Raw genomic sequence first — 21,970 nt, forward strand, 5'->3', positions numbered from 1 at the left:
TTCCCGCCTACGCGGGAATGACAATAGTGGGAGGAAATGATAATAGTGGGCGGGAATTACAATTTACAACTAGATGGGTTTTGCTGAATAAAGATATAAAATTTGTGGTAGTAGCATTTGCTACTGTTTCTAGGTTTGTTTCTTTTATTTCAGCTATTTTTTCTGCTACATATTTGACAAAAGCTGGTTCGTTTTGTTTGCCACGCATCGGAACAGGGGCAAGATAAGGAGAATCTGTTTCAATTAATAACCGGTCTAGTGGAATATAACGTACTATATCCTGTAAATCGGTGGCGTTTTTAAAGGTTACAATTCCAGCAATCGATATATACATACCAAGGTCAAGCATTTTTTTTGCCAAATGCTTTGAAGCGGTAAAGCAATGAATAAGACCGTGAAACGCGATATTTTGCATTTCGCTACTTAAAATATCAATAGTATCTTGTTCGGCTTCTCTTGTATGGACTATAATTGGCAACCCGGTACTTTGAGATGCCTGTATATGTTGCCCAAAAGAACTAATCTGTTGATGTTTGTCTGATGTCTGGTAATAATAATCGAGACCAGTTTCACCAATTCCAATAATTTTCGGATGATTACAATATTCCATAATAGTTTCGCACGAGACAATTTCCTTCACTTCATTGGGGTGAACTCCACACGAAGCAAAAACATTACCGTATCTTACGGCTATTTCTAAAATATCCGGCAATTCCTCAATGGTAGTACATATAGTCTGCATGTACTTAACATTATTATTCTCAGCTCTGCTTATTATGGCTGATAAGTCTTCTTTTAACATGTTGAGGTGACAATGAGAATCAATTAATATACTTTCTGCATAAGCCAGGCTAGTTGGTGCCAGGCTAGTTGGTGATTTTGTTGTCGAATTATGGATCATCATTTTATCCAATTTTTTGTAATTATGATATTAGCAATTTTTTCTACTTCATTAAGAGGGGCATAATTATAGTTTTCAAGCTGCATTACAGATTTGTCTAGTATTTTAGCTATTCCTAATTCTAGCAAATTTTGTGTAAATGCTAGATGTTTAGGTGATTTAAAATTACTAGGACAGAATATATAAAGAGGTTTACCAGTGGAAGCTGCCTCACTACACATAGAAATCGAATCAGCCGTAGAAATTATGTAATCTGCCTGTGCCAACATCCCAAAATAAGGATTAGGTTTAGCTTCTTCCTCTGTTGGATCGTAAATAATAGCCGATGAAGGTACCTTATTTTTGATAATTTGTTTTGCTGAATTAGGAGTACGTCGACTAAAGCTAATGAACAGGGTATGTTTTTCATCTTGGGTCTTAGTAAGATTAGATAATATTGCAGCAAATTCGCGAGCATTTTCGTCGGTAAATTGATAATTTTTGCTATTACCACCAATAATTACCGATATAAACTGCTTAAGATCTGGATAATTTTTGCGTAACTCAATACCGCCAGCCTGTATTTTTGCTTGAACATTATTAAGAGCTCCAGTAATTCTCAATATATTCTTGTCATTCGTGCATAGTTCTTCCCTGCTAACCTTATCATGATGCGGTAAAATAATTAGGTCAAATTGCTTAAATGGTAGGTTGGGGTGCATAATTTGAATAATTTTTACTTTCCCAGCAGATTTATGTTTTAAATAGCTCGCTAAAGAAGCGGTTCTTCTCCCAGCAGAAATTATTAAGTCAGGGAAGCCTTCCATCTCCCACGATTGTAATAGCTGCTTTTTCACATGGATAGGGCTAAGGGCTAGTAAAAAATTTGGTAATTTACCCCAAAAATTATATTCAATAGGTTTTAATTGATAACCAAGACCAAGCTTTTCTGCTAGAGCTATAGCTTGATTGACATTACCCACCCTGCTATCAGCTAATACCCAAATCTTGGGTTTAATATTGTGCATTTTTCATAATTATTGTTAAGTTATCATTTTATCAATAGCTAATTCATTATTTATTGCTTTTATATTTACAATATCACCGCTACCGATTCTACTAGAAAGAATCATTTTGGCGAAATTATTCTGTAATTCTCGTTGAATAACTCTTTTCAATGGTCTAGCACCAAACATTGAATCATAACCTTTATCAGCCAGGTAATTTATTGCCGATTGATCAAATTGCAATGTAATATTTTGTTGTGAAAGAATTTCTTTCAAATTATCTAGTTGTATTTTGACAATATCATGTATGTCAGCACGAGTTAGTTTATGGAATAGAATAATCTCATCTAGCCTATTTAAGAATTCAGGTTTAAATGTTGCTCGTACATGTTGCATTACTTGTTCTTTAATTGCATCTTGGTCATCATCTTGCTGTTGATTAATAAGTATTTCAGCCCCAAGGTTGGAAGTAAGAACAATGATGGTATTTTTAAAATCAACAGTTATTCCTTGACTATCAGTTAGACGACCTTCATCCAAAATTTGTAACATGATATTGAAAATATCCGTATGGGCTTTTTCTACCTCATCAAATAAAATAACTTGATAAGGTCTCCTACGTACCGCTTCTGTTAAAACTCCTCCCTGCTCATAACCAACATAGCCTGGAGGAGCCCCAATCAAACGTGATATAGAGTGTTTTTCCATATATTCAGACATATCAATTCTGAGAATGGCATTACGATCGTCAAATAAAAAAAGTGCCAAAGCTTTGGTTAGTTCCGTTTTACCAACACCAGTTGGACCTAAGAATAAAAACGATCCAAGTGGTCTATTATGATCCTGTATTCCAGCACGAGAACGACGCACAGCATCGCTGACTCCTTTTATAGCTTCATCTTGACCGATTACCGATTGACGTAGTTTATCTTCCATCGCTAATAACTTCTCACGTTCGCTTGATAGCATTGTGTCAATCGGTATACCAGTAATTTTGGAAATAATTATAGCTATATCGTTTTCTGATACAACTTCTTTTGATAATTTGTTATTTCCCCCTTCTACTGCTTGTTGTAGTTTCTTAGTCAAATCAGGAATAATACCATATTTCAACTCACTAGCTCGGGCAAGATCACTACTTCTTTCTGCTCTTTCAAGTTCTAAACGAGCTTTTTCTAGCTCTTCTTTTAATTTTTGTTCAATATGTATTTTGGATTTTTCAGCTTGCCAGCTAGCATTCATATCGTAAGAACGAGATTCAAGTTTAGTTAATTCGTCTGTTAATTGGATAATTTTCTTTTTTGAATATTCATCATCTTCTTTTTTTAGAGCTGCTAGCTCAATTTTTATTTGAATGATACGACGATCAAGCTCATCTAATTCTTCCGGTTTGCTAGATAATTCTATTTTTAGCCGACTACATGCTTCATCGATTAAATCAATAGCTTTATCTGGTAAATAACGATCGGTAATATATCTGTTAGATAGAGTGCTAGCGGCAACTATAGCACTATCAACAATTTTTACGCCATGATGTAATTCGTATTTGTCCTTAATACCACGCAGAATCGAAATAGTATCTTCTACTGTTGGTTCATTAACGTAAACTGCTTGAAATCTTCTGGCAAGAGCGGTATCTTTCTCGATATATTTGCGATATTCATCTAAAGTCGTAGCACCGATACAATGGAGTTCTCCTCTAGCAAGCATTGGCTTTAGTAAATTTGATGAATCCATGGCTCCGTCTGTCTTACCAGTTCCTACTAAAAGATGTAGCTCATCAATAAATAAAATAATCTCCCCACTAGAGTGCTTAATCTCATTTAATACAGCTTTTAGTCGTTCTTCGAATTCACCACGATATTTAGCCCCAGCAATTAAAGCTCCCATATCAAGTTCAATGATTCGACAATTTGCTAGAGTTTCTGGAATATCTTGGCTAAATATTCTTTGGGCTAACCCTTCTATTATCGCCGTTTTACCAACTCCTGGCTCTCCTATTAGCACAGGATTATTTTTCATTCTTCTCGACAAAACTTGCACGGTTCTTCTAATTTCCTCATCTCTACCGATGATTGGATCAAGTTTACCAAGTTCTGCTAGCTCGGTTACATCTCTACCATATTTTTTTAGGGCGTCATAACTACTTTCAGAAGAGTTATTATCTGCTGTCTTACCTTTTCTTAACTGTAAAATTGCTGCGTTTATTTTTTTATTAGTTATTGCATTCTCTGATAAAATCTTACCAGCAGAGGTTTTATCATATGATAATGCCTCAAAAATTCTCTCAATAGTTATAAAACTATCGGCATTATTCTTTGCAAGCTCTAATGCTTTATCAAGTAATTTTAGTGCTTCTGATGATAGGTAAAGTTGTCCTCCTCCCTCTATTTGCACTTTTGGGATTTTGTTTAATTCTACGGTTATAGCTCTATTCAAATCATCGAAGCTAGTACCTAAAGTATTAATAAGATTATCAATAACTCCACTATCATCGTTTAATAAACTCGCCAATATGTGTAATGGCAATATTTGCTGATGATCATTTTTTGCTGCTATGCTTTGGGCATTAGATAATACAGATTTTGCCTGGGTAGTAAATTTCTCTATGTTCATTACCATAACCTCATAAATTTTAAATTAACTCAAAGTTTATTATAGCCAACCCGATTAGTATTACTCCGTCATTGCGAGCGAACATATGTGAGCGTGGCAATCCTTTCTAATTACTTTTTTGGATTACTTCGTCGACCTGCGGTCTTCTCGCAATGACGTTAGTTTGTTATGAGCTATACTATAAATATATCATAATATTTTCTTCCACTAAGTACTTTAATATATAATTAATGGTGAATAATAATACAAGAGATGCTGGTATATTAAATCAATAAATCAAATTTCTTGATTAATTTACTTAAATCTTATAGAACTCATAGGAGTAGTATAATGAAAACCCTAAATTTAGGGTATTCTATTTTATTTTATATAATATAAATTATTTTTTAGACCGGTAATGAATCATAACATAGTTAACTTGGTAGCTGCAATTGTCTTGTCCCTTGGGATTATTTTTGGATGGCAATATTTTTATGATAAACCAAGATTACAAAAATTAGAACAGCAAAATAAAATATATAACAAGCAAGTTCAAGAGTTAAAGAAAAAGAATAATCAAGTAGCAACCCCTAAAGAAGCTGAATCACCTGTTTCTACTAAGAGAATTCGGATAGACTCAGAATTACTTTCTGGATCGATTGCTTTAAAAGGACTCCGGTTTGATGATTTAATTTTGTTGAAATATAAGCAAGATTTATCACCAGACAGTAAACCTGTTGTGTTATTTGCCCATTCTCAGTCAGAAGAAGCTTATTTTGCTGAAATAGGCTGGTTTAACAAGGATAATAGTATTATTCTTCCTGATAGTGAAACTCTGTGGCAGGCTGATAATGATCAGTTAACGCCTACAAACCCTGTGAATTTGTCATGGATCAACAAAGATGGGGTTAAATTCTTGGTTACGATAAGTATGGATAGTAATTATTTATTTACCATAGATCAAACTACGGTGAATGATAGCAAAGAACCAATTTCAGTGCAATATTATGGACTAATTAACCGTAAATATATTGGTAAAGAAAAATCAGTTAATATACTACATCAAGGACCAATCGGTGTTATTGATGGTAGGCTTAAAGAACATTCTTTTGACGATTTAAAAGATAAGAAAACTGAGAAATTTCCACAAACTGTTGTTGATTGGGTTGGTATAACCGATAAATATTGGTTATCTTCCTTAATTCCAGATAAAGCTAGTATATATAGTTCCAACTTCAATTATGCAATGAAAAACGGTGTTGAAAAATACCAGGTCGACTTCATTTCTTCAACTCAGACTATAGAAGTAGGACAAAAACTCACTATATCGCAAAGATTATTTGCCGGAGCAAAGAAAGTTGACTTATTAGACAAATACGAAAAGCAATATAATATTAAATTATTTGACCGGGCAATTGATTTTGGTTGGTTTTATATAATCACTAAACCACTCTTTAATGTTATGAACTTTTTCTATCATTACGTTGGTAACTTCGGTGTTAGTATCTTGATCGTAACTGTTATTATAAAACTGCTAATGTTTACTTTTGCTAATAAATCATATCGTTCTATGAAGAGAGTGAAAAATATTCAGCCCGAAGTAGAGAGGATTAGAGCGTTATATGCTGATGATAAAATGAGACTTAACCAAGAAGTTATGGCATTGTATAAAAGAGAAAAGGTTAATCCCCTTGCTGGTTGTCTGCCGATTATTGTACAAAGCCCAGTATTGTTCTCAATTTATAAAGTGTTATATGTAACTATCGAGATGCGTCAGGCACCATTTTTTGGTTGGATAAAAGATTTATCTGCTCCTGATCCAACATCAATTTTTAATTTGTTCGGACTATTGCCATTTGCTTGCCCAAGCTTCCTAATGATTGGTGCATGGCCTATTCTCATGGCTCTTACTATGTTCTTATTGCAAAGGATGACTCCACAACAGTCAGCCGATCCAATTCAAGCTCAAGTAATGAAATTTATGCCGCTAGTTTTTTTAGTAATGTTTAGTAGTTTTCCAGTGGGAGTAGTGATTTATTGGTCTTGGAGTAATATTTTATCAATAGCTCAGCAATATTACATTAATAAGCTAGATAAGAATGTCGGTTGATAAGGTTACAAAACTATTTCGGCAAGAGGTAAAATTTATAGCTGGTGTGGCAAAAATAAATCAGTTCCCTAATACATCTGTACCAGAGATTGCCTTTGTTGGTAAATCAAATGTTGGTAAGTCAAGTTTGATTAATAGTATCTGTAATAATTCAAGTATTGCTAAGGTTTCTAATACTCCTGGTCGCACTAGGCAAATAAATTTTTTCTCCCTTATCGATAGACTTATTTTAGTTGATCTTCCTGGATATGGCTTTGCTGAAGTGCCAATATATATCAAACAACAGTGGGAAGTATTAATAACATACTATCTCAGAATGAGTGTAAATCTCAAATTAGTAAATTTGTTGATTGATGCTAGAAGAGGAGTAAAGCAAAATGATATGGAAATTGCTAAATTGTTACTTTCTTGCAATAAAGATTTCCAAATTGTTTTTACCAAGTCAGATAAGGTAACAGATAGAGAAAACCTAACGGCAACAGCACAGAATTTTCTTGCAACTTTGGGCTACTCCTGTAATGTAATTTATACAAGTAGTAGGAGTAAAGAAGGTGCAAAAGAATTGCAGTTTAGTTTGGCAAAATGCATTAAATTATAAACTCACCTCACGTATGACATTTAAAAGTCATATAGCAAATAGCTTGGCGTCATTGTATAAGCGTCGGTTTAAGAAAATAAAGTAGAAAAGTCGTCGTTGCGAGCCACCGTAGGTGGCGTGGCAATCCATTTCTAATCACTTTTCTAGATTGCTTCGTCGACCTTACGGTCTCCTCGCAATGACGGTTTTTCAATTATTGTTTTCTCAAACTGACGCTTATGCGTACGTTTGCTCGCAATGACGTTTTAATTGGCAACTCACGTTAATGAAAAAAATAACTAATATTACAAAAATAATGAAAACATCTATTAGTGGAGCATAAAAATCTGCTATAGTGAATTAACTTGAATTGGCGACGTTATAAATTCGATTAGTATTTAGTCTCAGCGTCATTGCGAGACCACGTAGTGGTCGTGGCAATCCAAAAAAACGATTAAAATGGATTGCTTCGGAGGCTTACGCCTCCTCGCAATGACAGCATGATGGGTGCGGCACTAATTCAGGTGAATTGACTATATATTTATAGATATAACCGAATTGGAGTTAAAGGGGATTAATTTATGTCAGGTAGTTTAGTATCAGATCCGTTATTTGTTGGTTTAACAAGACCTGCAATGATATTTGGCGTGAGTATAAAATTTGCAGCACTTAATATGATCATATCGATGTCATTATTTATTCAAAGTAATAGTATTATGAATTTGCTTGTTGCTTTTGTAATTCATATGATAGGGTATGTAATATGTTTTAAAGAACCAAGATTTATAGAATTGTTCTTAAATAAATCTTCTAAATGTAGCCAGTGTCCTAATAAATCATTCTATGGAGCGAACTCATACGGTATTTAAAAGAACAGTTATAAAATGACAAAATGATAAAATTATCTGTAACAAAAGCAGCAAAAGAATCGAGTTCTAGGAAAGAAAAACCTACTTCTCATTTTATTCCTTATAAGTGCCATTGGGATAGTAATACTATCCTAACCAAAAATAATGAATTATTACAAGTAGTAAAGATAGGGGGATTTTCCTTTGAAACAGCTGATGATGAAGATTTAGATATTAAAAAAAATATCAGGAATTCTTTGCTTAAAAATATGTCATCAGGCAACATTGTGATGTATTTCCACACGATCAGGAGGCGTAGACCAGTGATTTTTGATGGGCTGGAATATACCTCTGATCCTACCATAAAAGTACCTAATGATTTCACAACTTATTTATCAAATGAATGGCGTAAGAAACATGCCGGTTCTAGGTCTTTTTTTAATGAGTTGTATGTTAGTATTCTTTATCGACCAGATAAAGCTGGAGTTGCTGTAATCGAGTACTTTGTTAAGAAGTTGATGCAAAAGTCTAATAAATCGGCTTGGGAAAATGACATGCGAGAGATGCAGGACAGTCTACGAGAAATGTCCTCAAGAGTAGTTAACACTTTCCATAGTTATGGTGCTACGCTACTTGGCGTCCGCAAATCTAGTAGTGGCTATTGTTGTGATATTATGGAGTTTCTTGGTACTCTGGTAAATTGTGGTTCTTCAATGCAAATGGTTGTTCCCAGAAGTTCAATAGACCAATATCTTCCAACCCATAGATTATTTTTTGGTTCTAGATCCATAGAAGCACGTGGTCCAGCGGGTAGAAGATATGCTGGGATACTAAGTATTTTAGAATATGGACCATCTACATCAGCTGGGATATTTGATGGCTTTTTACAAATGCCTTTTGAATTTGTTATGACTCAGAGTTTTATTTTTGCTAATAGAACGGTGGCAATTAATAAAATGCAACTACAACAAAATAGGATGATTCAATCAGACGATAAGGCTGTATCACAAGTTGCCGAAATCTCTCGAGCACTTGATATGGCTACCAGTGGTGATATTGGTTTTGGAGAACACCATTTTTCACTTCTCTGCTCTGATAGTAATTTAAAATCTCTTGAAGATACTTTATCTATGGCTTCTGTTGAACTCTCTAATTCTGGAATTCAACCTGTTAGAGAAAAAATTAATATGGAACCGAGTTATTGGGGACAGCTTCCTGGGAATATGGATTATATAGTAAGAGGTTCGACTATCAATACTTTAAACATGGCTAGTTTTGCATCTATGCATAATTATCCATTAGGTAAGGTTTTTAATAATCATTGGGGAGAATATGTGACTGTACTCGATACTACTTCGGGTACTCCTTTTTATTTCAGTTTTCATGTTCGGGACGTTGGGCATAGTTTGATTATTGGTCCAACTGGGGCTGGTAAAACAGTATTAATGAATTTTTTATGTGCACAAGCACAAAAATTTAAACCGAGAATGTTCTTTTTTGATAAAGATCACGGTGCAGAAATATTTATTAGATCACTTAATGGGGTTTATACCACAATTGATCCGGGGGGAGAATGTAACTTTAATCCCTTACAACTTGATGATACTGGAGAGAATAGAACATTTATATTAGAGTGGCTTAAAGTATTGGTTACTTCTAATGGAGAGTCGTTATCATCCGAAGATAATAAGACTCTATCACAAGCAGTAAGCGGTAATTTTAAGCTAGAAAAGAAAGATAGAAGGTTAAAAAATGTTGTAGCATTTTTAGGCATTGATGGTCCTAATAGTTTGGCAGGTAGAATTGCTATGTGGGTTGGGAGAGGTTCGCATGCCAGAATATTTGATAATGAGACAGATAATATCGATTTACAGAAAGCTCGAGTATTTGGTTTTGATATGACAGAGTTGTTAAAAGATCCAGTTAGTCTTGCTCCTGTATTATTATACATCTTCCATAGAATTAGTATTTCTTTAGATGGTCAGAGAACTATGATAGTTCTTGATGAGGCATGGGCTTTGATTGATAATCCGGTATTTGCTCCGAAAATTAAGGACTGGCTAAAAGTTTTGCGTAAGTTAAATACTTTTGTAATTTTTGCTACCCAAAGCGTTGAAGATGCAGCTAAAAGCAGAATCAGCGATACTCTGATTCAACAAACTGCAACCCAAATATTTTTACCCAATCTTAAGGCAACTGATATTTATCGTAGTGCCTTTATGCTTAGTCAACGGGAATATATTTTAATAAAAACTACTGATCCAACATCGCGTTATTTTTTAATAAAACAGGGAGTAGATGCGGTTGTTGCTAAAATAAACCTAGATGGTATGAATGATATTATTAATGTTCTTTCTGGTCGGGTTGAAACGGTGTTATTGTTGAATAAGATTAGAGAGCAATATGGTGATGATCCTGAAAAATGGTTACCTATATTTTATGAGGAAGTAAAGTCACTTTAGTTAATTTATGCATTACAAACATAGAAAATTATTAACCCTGTTATACTGTAACTTTAGTGTCAGTGGCTTATTGTATAGTGTTAAAGCATTTGGTAGGATACTGATCTTATGTAGTATACTCAATATTACTGCTATCCATAATAGTTATGCAGAAGAAGATGCTTTAGGTACTATAATTACTACTCTTTCAAGTTTGACCTGTGAAACTCGGGGTGTGGGTGACTTATTACGTACAGAATTTTCTCACACTTGTATACCAGGGTCGTTTTTTTCCTTTGCTACTGCGAATATAATCTCGCCAGGGGTTTATGCTAATACGATGCTGCGTCTTAAAATAAATGATCATGAATTATTTGATGGAGATTACCCTGGGGGGCAGTGTGCAAGAAATAATAAAATTGATCCAAACGATCCCAAATTAACCTTTGCATTTTGCAATAATATTAAGCTACAAACTGCTAGGATAAAGGCAATAGGTATTTCTGCCATTGCTATTGCTAAAGCCGTATTAACCGGTTCTGATCCATGGCATGATATTATGGAGGCTTGGAAAGATAATAAGGGCGAATTTCATGTTATTTATAAGGATCAAAAAGATGGTGATACCGGTGTAATGTTAGACGTGCTTTTGCCAGTTGTTTTTAAAGTAGTAAGGCAAAAGGATACTATGTGTGTAGCTGCTCCTACTATATTAGCAGATTGGGTGCCGGTTGGTTGTAAGTATATTAGAGAACCCCACCCTGAATCTATATATGCGTCTTTTATGAATCTTGGTGATAATTCTCAAAATGGTTCTAACAAAACTGCTACTGATCCAATGGCGATAGTTGATTGTGGTTTATCATCCTCTAGTTGTTACCAAAGGGCTTATAATAATTCTAAGACAGCCATAGTTATCTCTGCTCCATTAATCGAATGTATTAAAGAAATGACCGCAAGATTACTGATTAGTAAAGATGTTTGTACATTTGATGATGTTAATAAAGTGGTTAATCCTAGTAAAAGGGAGAGTAGTGTATTATTTCAATTTCAGCGTAATATGCACAGAACTGTCACTGCTTTATTAACTATATATGTAATTTTCTTTGGTTTTAAAATCATACTTTCTAGTGAAATTCCACCTAAAAATGAAATAATTAATTTTGTATTAAAAATGTTATTTGTAACCTATTTCTCTGTAGGTATAAATATTACTCCCAATAGTGGTTCTGACTATAATCGACTAGATGGTATGGTGCAATGGGCTTTTCCTTTGTTATTAGGAGGAATAGATACGCTTGGTGGTTGGGTTATGAATTCTGCCCCATCAGATTTGTGTAAATTTAACCCTGAAGATTATGGTGATAAGAGTCTTTCTTATCTGCCATTATGGGATGCATTAGATTGTCGGGTAAGTCATTATTTGGGATTAGATATACTATCAACGATGATGGTAGAAAATCAATATAGAAATCATGATTTCAAGAGTTTTGACTTCTTTAGTTTCTCAGCTCCACCTTATGTATATTTACTGATTCCTGCTATTATTTCAGGCAACATGACTCTTGTATCTTTAGCACTTTCTTATCCTTTATTAGTGATATCTGTTGGAGCATTTATGGTGAATGCTACAGTGATGTGCATGATATCTATAGTAATATTGGGTGTTTTAGCACCTCTTTTCGTACCAATGTTTTTATTTGAATATACACGAGGTTACTTTGAATCGTGGGTAAAATTGCTAATATCATTTTTGTTACAGCCTATGGTGGTGGTGACCTTTATGATTATGATGTTTTCGGTTTACGATGTTGGTTTTTATGGTCACTGTAAATATACAAGTAAAACCATAAACAATAGTATAGAAAGTGGTGGCGACGGAAAAAGAGCTGTGAAAATATTTTTTGTTAATAATGATTGGAGTAAGTATACTAAAGACGAAGTTAAAAGTTGTAAGAATAGCCTAGGTTATATGCTTAATAATCCACTTGCAACAGTTGTTGATTTTGCTAAAGATAACCTAAATGAGATGCTTAAAGAAAAGCCAGGAAGTGGTAGTACAGATAGTTATTTATCTAAATTTCAGTTTCTGCAGGGTGTTGTTATGGGGCCCGGTATGTTCTTTGTATCACCAAAATTAATTTTTGAAAAAATTAAAGATATTGTGCTAGCGTTAATTACTGCCTGCTTTACTTTGTATTTAATGTATCACCTTAGTGCTCAGTTAGCAGAATTTGCGGCTGATATGACCGAGGGTGTGGCACTTAGTAGTGTTGCCATTCATCCGCAAGCAATATTTAAAGCTGGTATGGCTGCTATTGGAGCAGCTGGAAACATGGCAGGAGATAAAGCAGCCGGAGGAGGGGGAGCTAAGGATTTGGCTGGTGGTGGTAAAGGTGGCGATAAAGGTGAATTAGCTGGAGATAGTAATAGTACTACTGGTGATGAATCAGTAGGAGATAGCGTAAGTACCAGTGGTTCAGCTGGAGCTACTGGCTCAGCAGGAGGTGGAACGAAATCTTTAGGAGGTACTGGAGCTTCTTTGCCAATTCGTCGCATTGCAGAAGCTACTGTAGCTGCTGTCAATGAAGGCGGTTCTTCAAGTGGAGGAGGGGCTTCACAGGAAGCAAGAAGTAATTTAGAGACGAGTGTTGGTGAAAGTCCTGTTTTAGCGGCAACTACTACAATAGCAGCAACAGATAGTCCTATTGATAAATCACCACCGCTAGCTACTAATAAACAGGAATTAGGTAAGCCCTTAGAAAAGGCAACTCCTGCTGCATCAGCATTGGCAAAAGAGCAAAATGCTTCTGGTGCTTCTGGAGTACTTTCTAAAACTTCGAGAGAAATGGAGGATCACACTTTAAAACTTGGAGATACTGGTTACGTTAAACAAGAAATAAGAAATCGTGAAATAAAAGATAGAAATGCTAAATTAGAGGAACAAGCATTTAAAGATTTCAAAGCAAAATCTATTAAAAATAGAGCAGCTAGACAAGTTATAGCTGATAGTGCTAATGTAAAAGTAAAAAAAGATGGCTCTGATGAAAATTCATAAAGCCACTCACCTTACGCATAAACCTAGTAGCAATTTAAAAATTGCAAAAAAGTACAAGACGTCATTGCGAGGAGGTGCGAGCCAAGAAGCAATCCAAAAAGTGATCAAAAATAGATTGCCACGACCACTACGTGGTCTCGCAATGACCAGTACTCTTACCAAGACGTCATTGCGAGGAGGTGTAACCGACGAAGCAATCCATAAAACTAACCAAAAATGGATTGCTTCGTCTTGCGGCTCCCGCATTCCTCGCAATGACGTCAGACTATTTTTCCTATGTCTTTTAAATGCCATGTGTAAAGTGAGTAAAGCCATACAAATTTTTATACAATTTTGCTTAATATTTTTTGCAGTTGAGGTTTTTGCTGGTTATGGAGAGCTGTGTCCATCAGTCTCATTTGGAACCGATGATTATTTAAAGAAAAGTACTGCTTACGGTCATATTATGTATAGTATTGATATGACCAACCCTCTTGCTCCTGATGCTTGCGATCCAAGTGATGCAAGATTTAAATTTTGTCTAAAAAATAAAAAAGGGAGTCCTAAAGAATGTACAGTTATTACTCTTAACTTAAATGACTCTAAGACTCTCGGTGAGTTAAGTGCTGATAATCCTGATTTAGGTGGAAACAGTTTGTTGAAGGATATTATTCTGACAGTAAAAATTGTTGATAGACGCTTATTGTGCCTGGTCATGTCTACTTCAAAAGGACCATTTCCATTGGCTTGTAAGAATACTACCACACCAGCTCCGCCATTGCCGCCAGATGAACAATGTCGGAATATAGGCAAAACTTGTTATATGGGTACTACCAGAAGTCAGTCGTTATTTAATTTTTCTGGGTTAGCTGTAGATTGCATGAAGGAAACTCTGGATAAAGTTTTTTTCCGTTATAGTAACTGTAACCCAAAAAATGATAAAGTTAGTTTGGTTGCCCTTAATCCATTCTCGACCTTTCAAGAATCTTTGAAAGTATCTATTAGGGCAGCGTTAATATTATATATTATGTTTTTTGCTGTTAATATGATTCTAAGCAAGGAATATGGTAATTTAGATAAAATAGCAACTTTTGTTATGAAACTAATAATGGTGACTTATTTTGCTACAGGTATTGGACCAGCTTATTTTAAGGGTGGTAAAGAAACTACTGACAATGGGATGTTGCAGTATGGTTTACCGTTACTTACTGAACTTACTCCACAATTTGCCCAAATAGTTTTTAATTCTGGTGGTTCTAGAGGGTTATGTGAATTTGATGCTAAGGAATATAAAAATGGTTATAGTTTTTATGCCCTTTGGGATGCTGTTGATTGTCGGATAGCTTATTATTTGGGTATGGGGTTAATCTATAATACAGAAGCTATTTTAAATAACGTTCCTAATACTGTGTCGGGCGATACTAAAGGTACTGCTTTGAATAAGGAAGATTTTAAAAAACCTGGTAGTGAAGCTCCGGATGATTTGGGTAAGGTAGGGGCATTCAGATTTTTTACTGTATTATTTGGCTTTTTATTAGCTGGTAATATCATAATAGTAGTATCTGGGTTAATATTTTCTGTAATATTTATCTCAATAATTTTATATTTTTTAACCCATTACCTAGTATGTTTAGTTACCATATATGTCATGACCTATATTTCTCCTATATTTATTCCTATGGCTTTATTTACCAGAACCAAAGCATATTTTGACGCATGGCTAAAAATTTGTATATCTTGTGCATTGCAGCCTGCGGTAATAGCTGGTTTTATTGCCTTGCTGCTTACTATGTACGATTCGGCAATATACAAGAATTGTCAGTTTATGAGGCATGACTATGTACATAATGAGGTTCAGTTTAGTACTTTTGAGCTTAGATTGCCAATAGATAAGCCTGAAGATTGTAGAAATAGTGCTGGGTATAAATTATTACAATATTATTCAGGAGTAGGTTGGGAAAAGCATCTTTTAAGTTTTTTCCCAATTAAATCAATTGTGACGGATATCTTCTCATTGATGATAGATTTACTATATGTATTAGTTTTCTCAATTATTTTTTATTATTTCTCAAAATCAATTAGTCAGTTTGCAGCTGAGCTTAATGGAGGACCGATCATGGATTCTGTAACAGCCAGTCCTACTAAGATAGTTGACATGGTTAAGAAAGGGATAGACTTTATTGCCGATGCTTCAGAAAAATCAAGCGGAAAAGTACCCGAAAAAGATCCCGTAGAAAAACCAAGGAAAGGAGGGGAAGAAGCAAAAGATTCTAGTAGTGGTGGTATGGGTGGCGGTGGTAGCGATATGGGTGCAGGTGGTGGTATGAGTCCTGGTGGTGCTGGGTAATGGCTAGAATTAACCATAATAACATTATGATGTCGTCATTGCGAGGAGTACAAAAACCCCTAACGTCATATATGGCATCCAATGAACAATGGATTGCCACGACCACTACGTGGCCTCGCAATGACGGAAGCACTTCTACCCCAACGTCATTGCGAGGAGGTCGTAAGATCGACGAAGCAATCCATACAAACTTCATGGATTGCCACGCTCACATACGCTCGCTCGCAATGACGCCACAAGGTAGATTACTTTGTTTGGACTTCACACCTTCTTGTAATTACGTCAATTTGTTATGGATAAATACTAATGGGGTTAGCTATAACTTGGATATTATAATATGAAAGGAAATTTATCAAAACTTATAATGTTACTAGGTCTAATTGCTTTATTGGTTAGCCTTGTTATGGTAGTGCTTGCGATGATAGGATCAGTAAAAATTACTAATGGTTGTCTTATGAGATATGATGACACACAGGGTGGTAATACCGATTATATTACTAATACGGTAATGCTTAACGCAACAGGAAACTATACTGTTATTACTGAAACAAACCCAGATGGTTCGCTCAATACTAAGTATGATCCTAACCATTACGGAGAATGGTTAAATACTAACCTAGCTGTTACAAATGGGAAGGAGATTCAGTTTTCAATAAAAGGCAATATAAGTCTCTGCAGGGCTTATATTCCCCCAAATAATATCCAACAACTTTCAGATTTGGATAGTAATGGTAACAGAATTGCCATTCCTAGGGTTGAAGAAATTAATGTGGAACCGTTATCTTTAATTTTTGATGCTAAAACTGATGAATGGCGAAATATAGCTGAATTATTTGTTAATGATGAGGTTGTAATATCAATTTTGCCGGATCAAAAGAAATTGCCAAATATGGTTAATGTTAGTGTAAAAAATATCTTTAAGTTTGTTAAGCAAGATGGTGAATCTAAAAATTTTATAGAAACAGCAGATTGCTCAGAAGGCAAGAGAAAATACAGTCCATTATGTGGTAGATATTCAATATATTATGGAGAGTATGTTAGTGGTTGTAAATGGGTTGATGGTTTATATAATGGACCCAGTACAAGATACTGTCCTTCCGCTTGTTTTTTTGGTTGTATGGAACTAATTGGTGATTTTTGTACTGTAGCGTTTGGTTGTTGTGCAACCTATAGCTGCCCTAAAAACGGGGCTTGGGTTAATGATATGAAGGAAGCACCAGAACCTTATCGAGATGATGATTTTTTTACATCTCCTTGGTCTAATAATGTTGGAAAATTATTTACGGATTTTCATCCGGAATGTTCTCATAATTTAAATATTCCATCTTCTACATGTCCAGATGTTGATCATAGTATTAAAGATAAAGAGTATATAGAAGGAGATTATCAGAAAAAAAGACATTTTTGGTATGCCGCTCCAACAGGTCTATTATACAGAATCGATAATAGTGGGACTCCATCTAAATCTCCAGGAACAGGCTATGCATTTGCTAAAATAAATGATAAAGACAAGGAGAATGATTCAGGAAATGATAGTAAGGTGGTTAATAGTAAATATCAAATTATTTTTAACGATATTATAACCGCTACAGCAAAAAGCTATTTACAATATCGTTTTTGGTCAAAATATTCTGACTATAGCCAAAATACTGGTGGTTATGTGTTAAATATTAAGCAAACTAAATGTCGAAGAAGTAATGGTAATAGTTTTGATGATGTTATAGAGAATCGTGGTGGAGTACAGTATTTAATAATGCCATATGGTGAAAATCCTAATAAAACTAGTACAATTTATAGCACTACTAATATTCAAGTGAAAGATGCCGATGGTAATGCAAAAATTACGGCGAATGATACTGGATATTTATGGATGAGAATTTACAATGCAAAAGAGGATTATAAAGAAAGTTATGGTAGGTACAAAGTAGAATTTCGTACATCACAAAAGGTGGGTAGCTTTACTTTTAATGTTCTAAATCCTTTATTTGAGTTGTTAAAAGGAAAAATCAAGGATGCTGCGGTAACAATTTTTAAGAACATGACTTGCTATGGTGGTGGAACTACTAATTGTAGTAACTTTTTTAACTATATAAAAGCAGTGTTAATTCTTTACGTTATGTTATATGGGGCAATGTTTTTACTAGGTATGGTTAAAATCAATCAACAGGATTTGGTAATTAGGATAGCAAAAATTGCCATAGTTAGTGGATTAATGAATGAGAGTACTTTTAGATTTTTTAATGAATATATATTTGATTTTATCACTAATTTTTCAGATGGGATCATCTCTAATATGAGTGGTTATAGTATGTTTTCATCTACGGATAAGATATCAAATCCTTTTATGTTCTTAGATGCATTAATGAGTAAAATATTATTTAGTAAAACTTTTGCTGGTCAAGTGCTATCTTTATTATCAATGGGCCTTAGTGGACTGATTTATTTTGTTATACTATTTATTAGTGTAATTATAGTAATCATTACCGTTCTTCGGGCGGTAGCAGTTTATATTATGGCATTTATGGCAACAGCTTTATTAATCGGCATAGCTCCACTATTTCTTACATTTATGCTATTTGATTTTACTAGATATTTATTTGATAATTGGGTGCGATTTACTTTTAGATATATGATAGAACCAGTAATCTTAATGGCAGGAATTATTATACTTACTCAGTTGTTTACAATTTACTTGGATTTTACAACTGGTTATAGTGTGTGTTGGAAATGTGCTTTACCAATAAAAATTCCATTCCCTGCCATTCCGGGTCTTCCTGCAATTTTCTCTAATTTAGAGATTTTGTGTATCAATTGGTTTGCACCTTGGGGGATGGATCCTCGTTCTGGGATGATGGGCTTGAATATGCAACATTATATTGCCTTGATTATTATTTCCTATGGAATGTATGGTTATGTTGAATTTTCTGGGCAAATGGTGGCAAAATTGACTAGTACTGCTGGACCTTCTGCTACCTCTATGGGGCAAAATATGTCATCGGCAATGGAGCAAGGAGCTTTGAAAAAAGTTGGTTTAGACAAACAAGGAAGAGACGCAATCAAGCAAGATGCTAGTAAAAGATTAAAAGATAGGAATAAAGCCCTTGATAAGGGTAATAAAGCTAGATCAAAAATTGATACCAAGGATAGTGATGGTAACAATAAGGCTGAAAGTTCAAATAATAGTGAAGGTGGTGGTGAAAGTGCTTCTAATACGAGTCCGAAATAATAATTGAAAATAAGTGAATAGGATGAGAAATTTTAGGTATTTAATTTTGTTGGTAGATTTACTAGACTTCCTGCATAAGTCAAAGATAGTTGAGGGATTTTTAGGAAAAACGAAGCCTGCTACCCTCGCGTACATAGACGATTGTTCGGAGCGGAGGCGAGTTTTGACGACAAAATCACCAACTAGATTGACTTATGCAGGAAGTCTACTATTTAAGGGGCAAATATTTATTGCCTTACTAGTTCTCTTAGCCTTTCATTCTGCCAAAGCCGATGATAGTAAATATGATTGGATGAATTCAACTTTAAGTGGGCTTGGTGCTTTATTTGCGACATGTCTAGAAGTACCAAAATTTAATGGTATGCAAGAAGGCAGAATTTCTTTAGACCTGGCAAAACCCAATACATGGAATTCTACCGGTAACTACGTTAAAAAAGATAGAGCAATTAAGTTTGAATGGAGTACTAGGGGAGCTGTAAGTAATCCAAGAAAATATTTGGTGATTTACCGTATAGATCCAAGGTTCAATAAACCTCAAATATTTATTAAAACTTTTAATTATTTAACTAATAAGTATGAAGCTAGTGATTTTCCAGGATTTAAGTCAACTGACCAAACGAAAGATTATGCAACTTTAGCATTTAATAAAATACAAAATTATGTAGACTATTTTAATTTTGCTAAAAACAGACAAAAAATTCATATAGAACAAGGTGATGTAATAAACATAACTCTTGCAGCAGCGGGAGAGTTTTTTAGTGCAGCTACTGACAAAGATATATTAAAAACAGAACTTGAGAGTAATACGCTGGGAATAGCGTCACTTTACACTAATAGTAACCTTGATAATAAAATACTATATTCAACTGCAGAAAGATTGTGTGATTCTATTGATCCCTCAAGAAAGAGCATAGAGTGTAGTGGTACTGGGACAAATACCAAGTATAAGATATTAGATAAGCTAATATTAGTTGGTAAGCCATTAACTCAATCATCTATAGACCGTATGAATAACTTACCTGTTACAAATTGTCCTAATTCTGTTAATGATAATGATCCAGTATGCTTCTATGATCAAGGAAGAGGAATGAAGATATCGCTAGGTGGGAATGTCATAAAGGGAGAAGCAGAAAGTTTTGTATATTCTGAATCTTTAAAAAAGAATTTCTTATATTACAAGTCTAGCGTTGCCGGTAATTTGGATTTTTCAACTAATTGGTCAATTCAAGGTATGTTTACTGCTCTGGATAAGCCTCTAATTAGTGATTGGACTAGCTTTTCTAGTTTTGGTGAGCTTAGTTCTTATATTAATGGTTCTACTGTAGATTTGAGTGCTAAATTCTTACATTTTGGACGCTACATTATGATTGTAGAAGTAGGTAATGGTGATAAGGCTATTAGTAATACTCAACAAAAAAACATAGAAGTTGAATATGCTATAATGGAAGATGGTGGAACGCCAGATGAAAAATCGACCGTTGGAACACAAATTGCCCAAGATTTTTCAATTGATGCTGAAAAAGATGGCTATTTATGGATTAGAGTCAAGAATCCTAATAAAGAGGTGATGGGAGAAATTAGTGTAAATTATGCTAATTACACTGGAAGTACTTGGTTCTCAGATATTGTATATAAAGGAGCCGTTAAACCTATTACTGATAGTTTTCATAATTGTACTTGGCATTTCTATACTAAACTAACTAAAAACGTAACGTTACGACGAATCATCAAATCAGCATTAGTTCTCTATGTAATGATATATGCGTTAACCTTTTTAGCAGGTGCTACCCAGATAACGGCTAAAGATTTATTAACTAGGTTTATAAAAATAGCTTTGGTAGCAGTGCTACTAGGAGAAAATAGTTGGAGCTTTTTTAATGATTATTTATTTAGTGCCTTTATTGAGGGTACTGACTATATAATGAGCAATGTATCAGGACTCACTAGTTCTAAGTCTAATATTTTTGGTTTTATTGATCCAATATTTGACAAATATACCAATGGTAGATTTTGGTTATTATTGTTCATACAGCTATTACAAATCCATAATGGTCTTATTGTTGTTGCTATCATAACTATTTATTCTCTTACACTCTATTTTAGAGCTATTTTGGAAGTTATCATAGGTTACGTTATAGCATATATTGGTTTGTCAGTGATGATATCTTTAGCACCATTCTTTATAATCTTGGTACTATTTGAAAAAACGAAAAGTATCTTTGATAACTGGCTATCTACTTTATTTAGTTATATGATGCAACCAAGCATATTATTAATATTCTTTTTATTAATAGATCAAGTGATGTCGGATCAACTTTTAAAAATTGTAGTTAGAGCATGTTGGAATCCAGGATTCTTACCAATAGCTATAGGTTTAGATTTAACACATATAGATATACCAATTAATTTTTCTTTTAGTTTGCCATTTTTACCTGGGATACCTTTTTTTAGTCCATCAGTTGCAGAAATTAATGATTTAGACACTTTATTAAATTCTACAGGTACATTTTTGGTAATATTTACCAGTTGTTTGTTATTCTATGCTTATTGCCTAATGGCTCATGGGCTTGTGGATTATGTTACTAAAGTGGTTGTCCTATTGACTAATGTACAACCTGCAAGGCGGGAGGGGAATTTCCAAGAGCCTGATAATCCTACAAAATCTATTATGCAGGATATGGGAACTGTAGCAAAACCTATTAAGGATGTAGCTCTTGCCCCAGCGAGAATATTTAAAGACAAGGTAATCGATCAAAATTATAGAGCAAAGGGTAGAGAGGACTCTGAAAATAAAAAAGAATATACAGGCAAAATATTTGCCTCAAGACATGATTCAGATGGTGGTGGAGCAGGTGGCACACCACCTACTAAACAGGAATAATTACTATTTAAGCCTAGGTTT

Annotated in this window: 11 protein-coding genes; 8 read left to right on the top strand and 3 right to left on the bottom strand. The window is 34.4% G+C overall.

Annotated elements, in window-relative coordinates:
• Positions 1-7 precede the first annotated feature (7 nt).
• From AAGD20_RS06360 to clpB, 3 genes are all read right to left on the bottom strand, one after another.
• Entirely contained in the window at positions 8-832 is an 825-nt protein-coding gene (locus tag AAGD20_RS06360; RefSeq protein WP_341749479.1) for a TatD family hydrolase, read from the bottom strand.
• A gap of 68 nt (positions 833-900) precedes the next feature.
• On the bottom strand, positions 901-1,908 hold the full coding sequence (locus AAGD20_RS06365) for a mitochondrial fission ELM1 family protein (protein ID WP_341748851.1): 1,008 nt from the start codon (positions 1,906-1,908) through the stop codon (positions 901-903).
• Positions 1,909-1,923: 15 nt separating this feature from the next.
• The gene (gene clpB / locus AAGD20_RS06370) at positions 1,924-4,503 is read right to left on the bottom strand and encodes an ATP-dependent chaperone ClpB (RefSeq protein ID WP_341748852.1); all 2,580 of its coding nucleotides are present in this window, start codon (positions 4,501-4,503) and stop codon (positions 1,924-1,926) included.
• Between the two features lie 397 nt (positions 4,504-4,900).
• On the opposite strand from clpB, the gene yidC reads away from it, so the two are divergent.
• The 8 genes from yidC (at position 4,901) to AAGD20_RS06410 (ending at position 21,949) form a co-directional block, all read left to right on the top strand.
• A complete protein-coding gene (gene yidC / locus AAGD20_RS06375) occupies positions 4,901-6,592 on the top strand; it encodes a membrane protein insertase YidC (protein WP_341748853.1) in 1,692 nt (563 codons plus the stop codon).
• Positions 6,582-7,190, top strand: a complete 609-nt coding sequence (gene yihA, locus AAGD20_RS06380) for a ribosome biogenesis GTP-binding protein YihA/YsxC (RefSeq protein ID WP_341748854.1) — start codon at positions 6,582-6,584, stop codon at positions 7,188-7,190. Before yidC ends, yihA begins: the two co-directional genes overlap by 11 nt.
• A 560-nt stretch (positions 7,191-7,750) precedes the next feature.
• A complete protein-coding gene (locus AAGD20_RS06385) occupies positions 7,751-8,038 on the top strand; it encodes a VirB3 family type IV secretion system protein (protein ID WP_094648608.1) in 288 nt (95 codons plus the stop codon).
• Positions 8,039-8,064: 26 nt separating this feature from the next.
• On the top strand, positions 8,065-10,479 hold the full coding sequence (locus AAGD20_RS06390; protein ID WP_341749480.1) for a VirB4 family type IV secretion/conjugal transfer ATPase: 2,415 nt from the start codon (positions 8,065-8,067) through the stop codon (positions 10,477-10,479).
• A 7-nt stretch (positions 10,480-10,486) separates the two neighbouring features.
• A complete protein-coding gene (locus AAGD20_RS06395) occupies positions 10,487-13,516 on the top strand; it encodes a type IV secretion system protein (RefSeq protein ID WP_341748855.1) in 3,030 nt (1,009 codons plus the stop codon).
• 292 nt (positions 13,517-13,808) lie between these two features.
• Complete coding sequence (locus tag AAGD20_RS06400; protein ID WP_410520901.1) at positions 13,809-15,842, top strand: type IV secretion system protein; 2,034 nt, start codon at positions 13,809-13,811, stop codon at positions 15,840-15,842.
• Between the two features lie 337 nt (positions 15,843-16,179).
• Entirely contained in the window at positions 16,180-19,068 is a 2,889-nt protein-coding gene (locus tag AAGD20_RS06405) for a type IV secretion system protein (RefSeq protein WP_341748857.1), read from the top strand.
• Positions 19,069-19,291: 223 nt separating this feature from the next.
• Positions 19,292-21,949 carry a type IV secretion system protein gene (locus tag AAGD20_RS06410; protein WP_410520917.1) on the top strand — a complete coding sequence of 886 codons (2,658 nt, stop codon included), beginning with the start codon at positions 19,292-19,294 and terminating at the stop codon, positions 21,947-21,949.
• The last annotated feature ends 21 nt before the right edge of the window (positions 21,950-21,970 follow it).

It is taken from the genome of Candidatus Tisiphia endosymbiont of Sialis lutaria (genome assembly GCF_964026535.1).
Classification (GTDB): Bacteria; Pseudomonadota; Alphaproteobacteria; order Rickettsiales; family Rickettsiaceae; genus Tisiphia.

What these genes read in the sequence shown, in the direction of transcription:
- AAGD20_RS06365 (WP_341748851.1), bottom strand. Translation starts at nt 1,908, where the DNA reads ATGCACAATATTAAACCCAAGATTTGGGTATTAGCTGATAGCAGGGTG.
- clpB (WP_341748852.1), bottom strand. Translation starts at nt 4,503, where the DNA reads ATGAACATAGAGAAATTTACTACCCAGGCAAAATCTGTATTATCTAAT.
- yidC (WP_341748853.1), top strand. Translation starts at nt 4,901, where the DNA reads ATGAATCATAACATAGTTAACTTGGTAGCTGCAATTGTCTTGTCCCTT.
- yihA (WP_341748854.1), top strand. Translation starts at nt 6,582, where the DNA reads ATGTCGGTTGATAAGGTTACAAAACTATTTCGGCAAGAGGTAAAATTT.
- AAGD20_RS06385 (WP_094648608.1), top strand. Translation starts at nt 7,751, where the DNA reads ATGTCAGGTAGTTTAGTATCAGATCCGTTATTTGTTGGTTTAACAAGA.
- AAGD20_RS06395 (WP_341748855.1), top strand. Translation starts at nt 10,487, where the DNA reads ATGCATTACAAACATAGAAAATTATTAACCCTGTTATACTGTAACTTT.
- AAGD20_RS06400 (WP_410520901.1), top strand. Translation starts at nt 13,809, where the DNA reads ATGTGTAAAGTGAGTAAAGCCATACAAATTTTTATACAATTTTGCTTA.
- AAGD20_RS06405 (WP_341748857.1), top strand. Translation starts at nt 16,180, where the DNA reads ATGAAAGGAAATTTATCAAAACTTATAATGTTACTAGGTCTAATTGCT.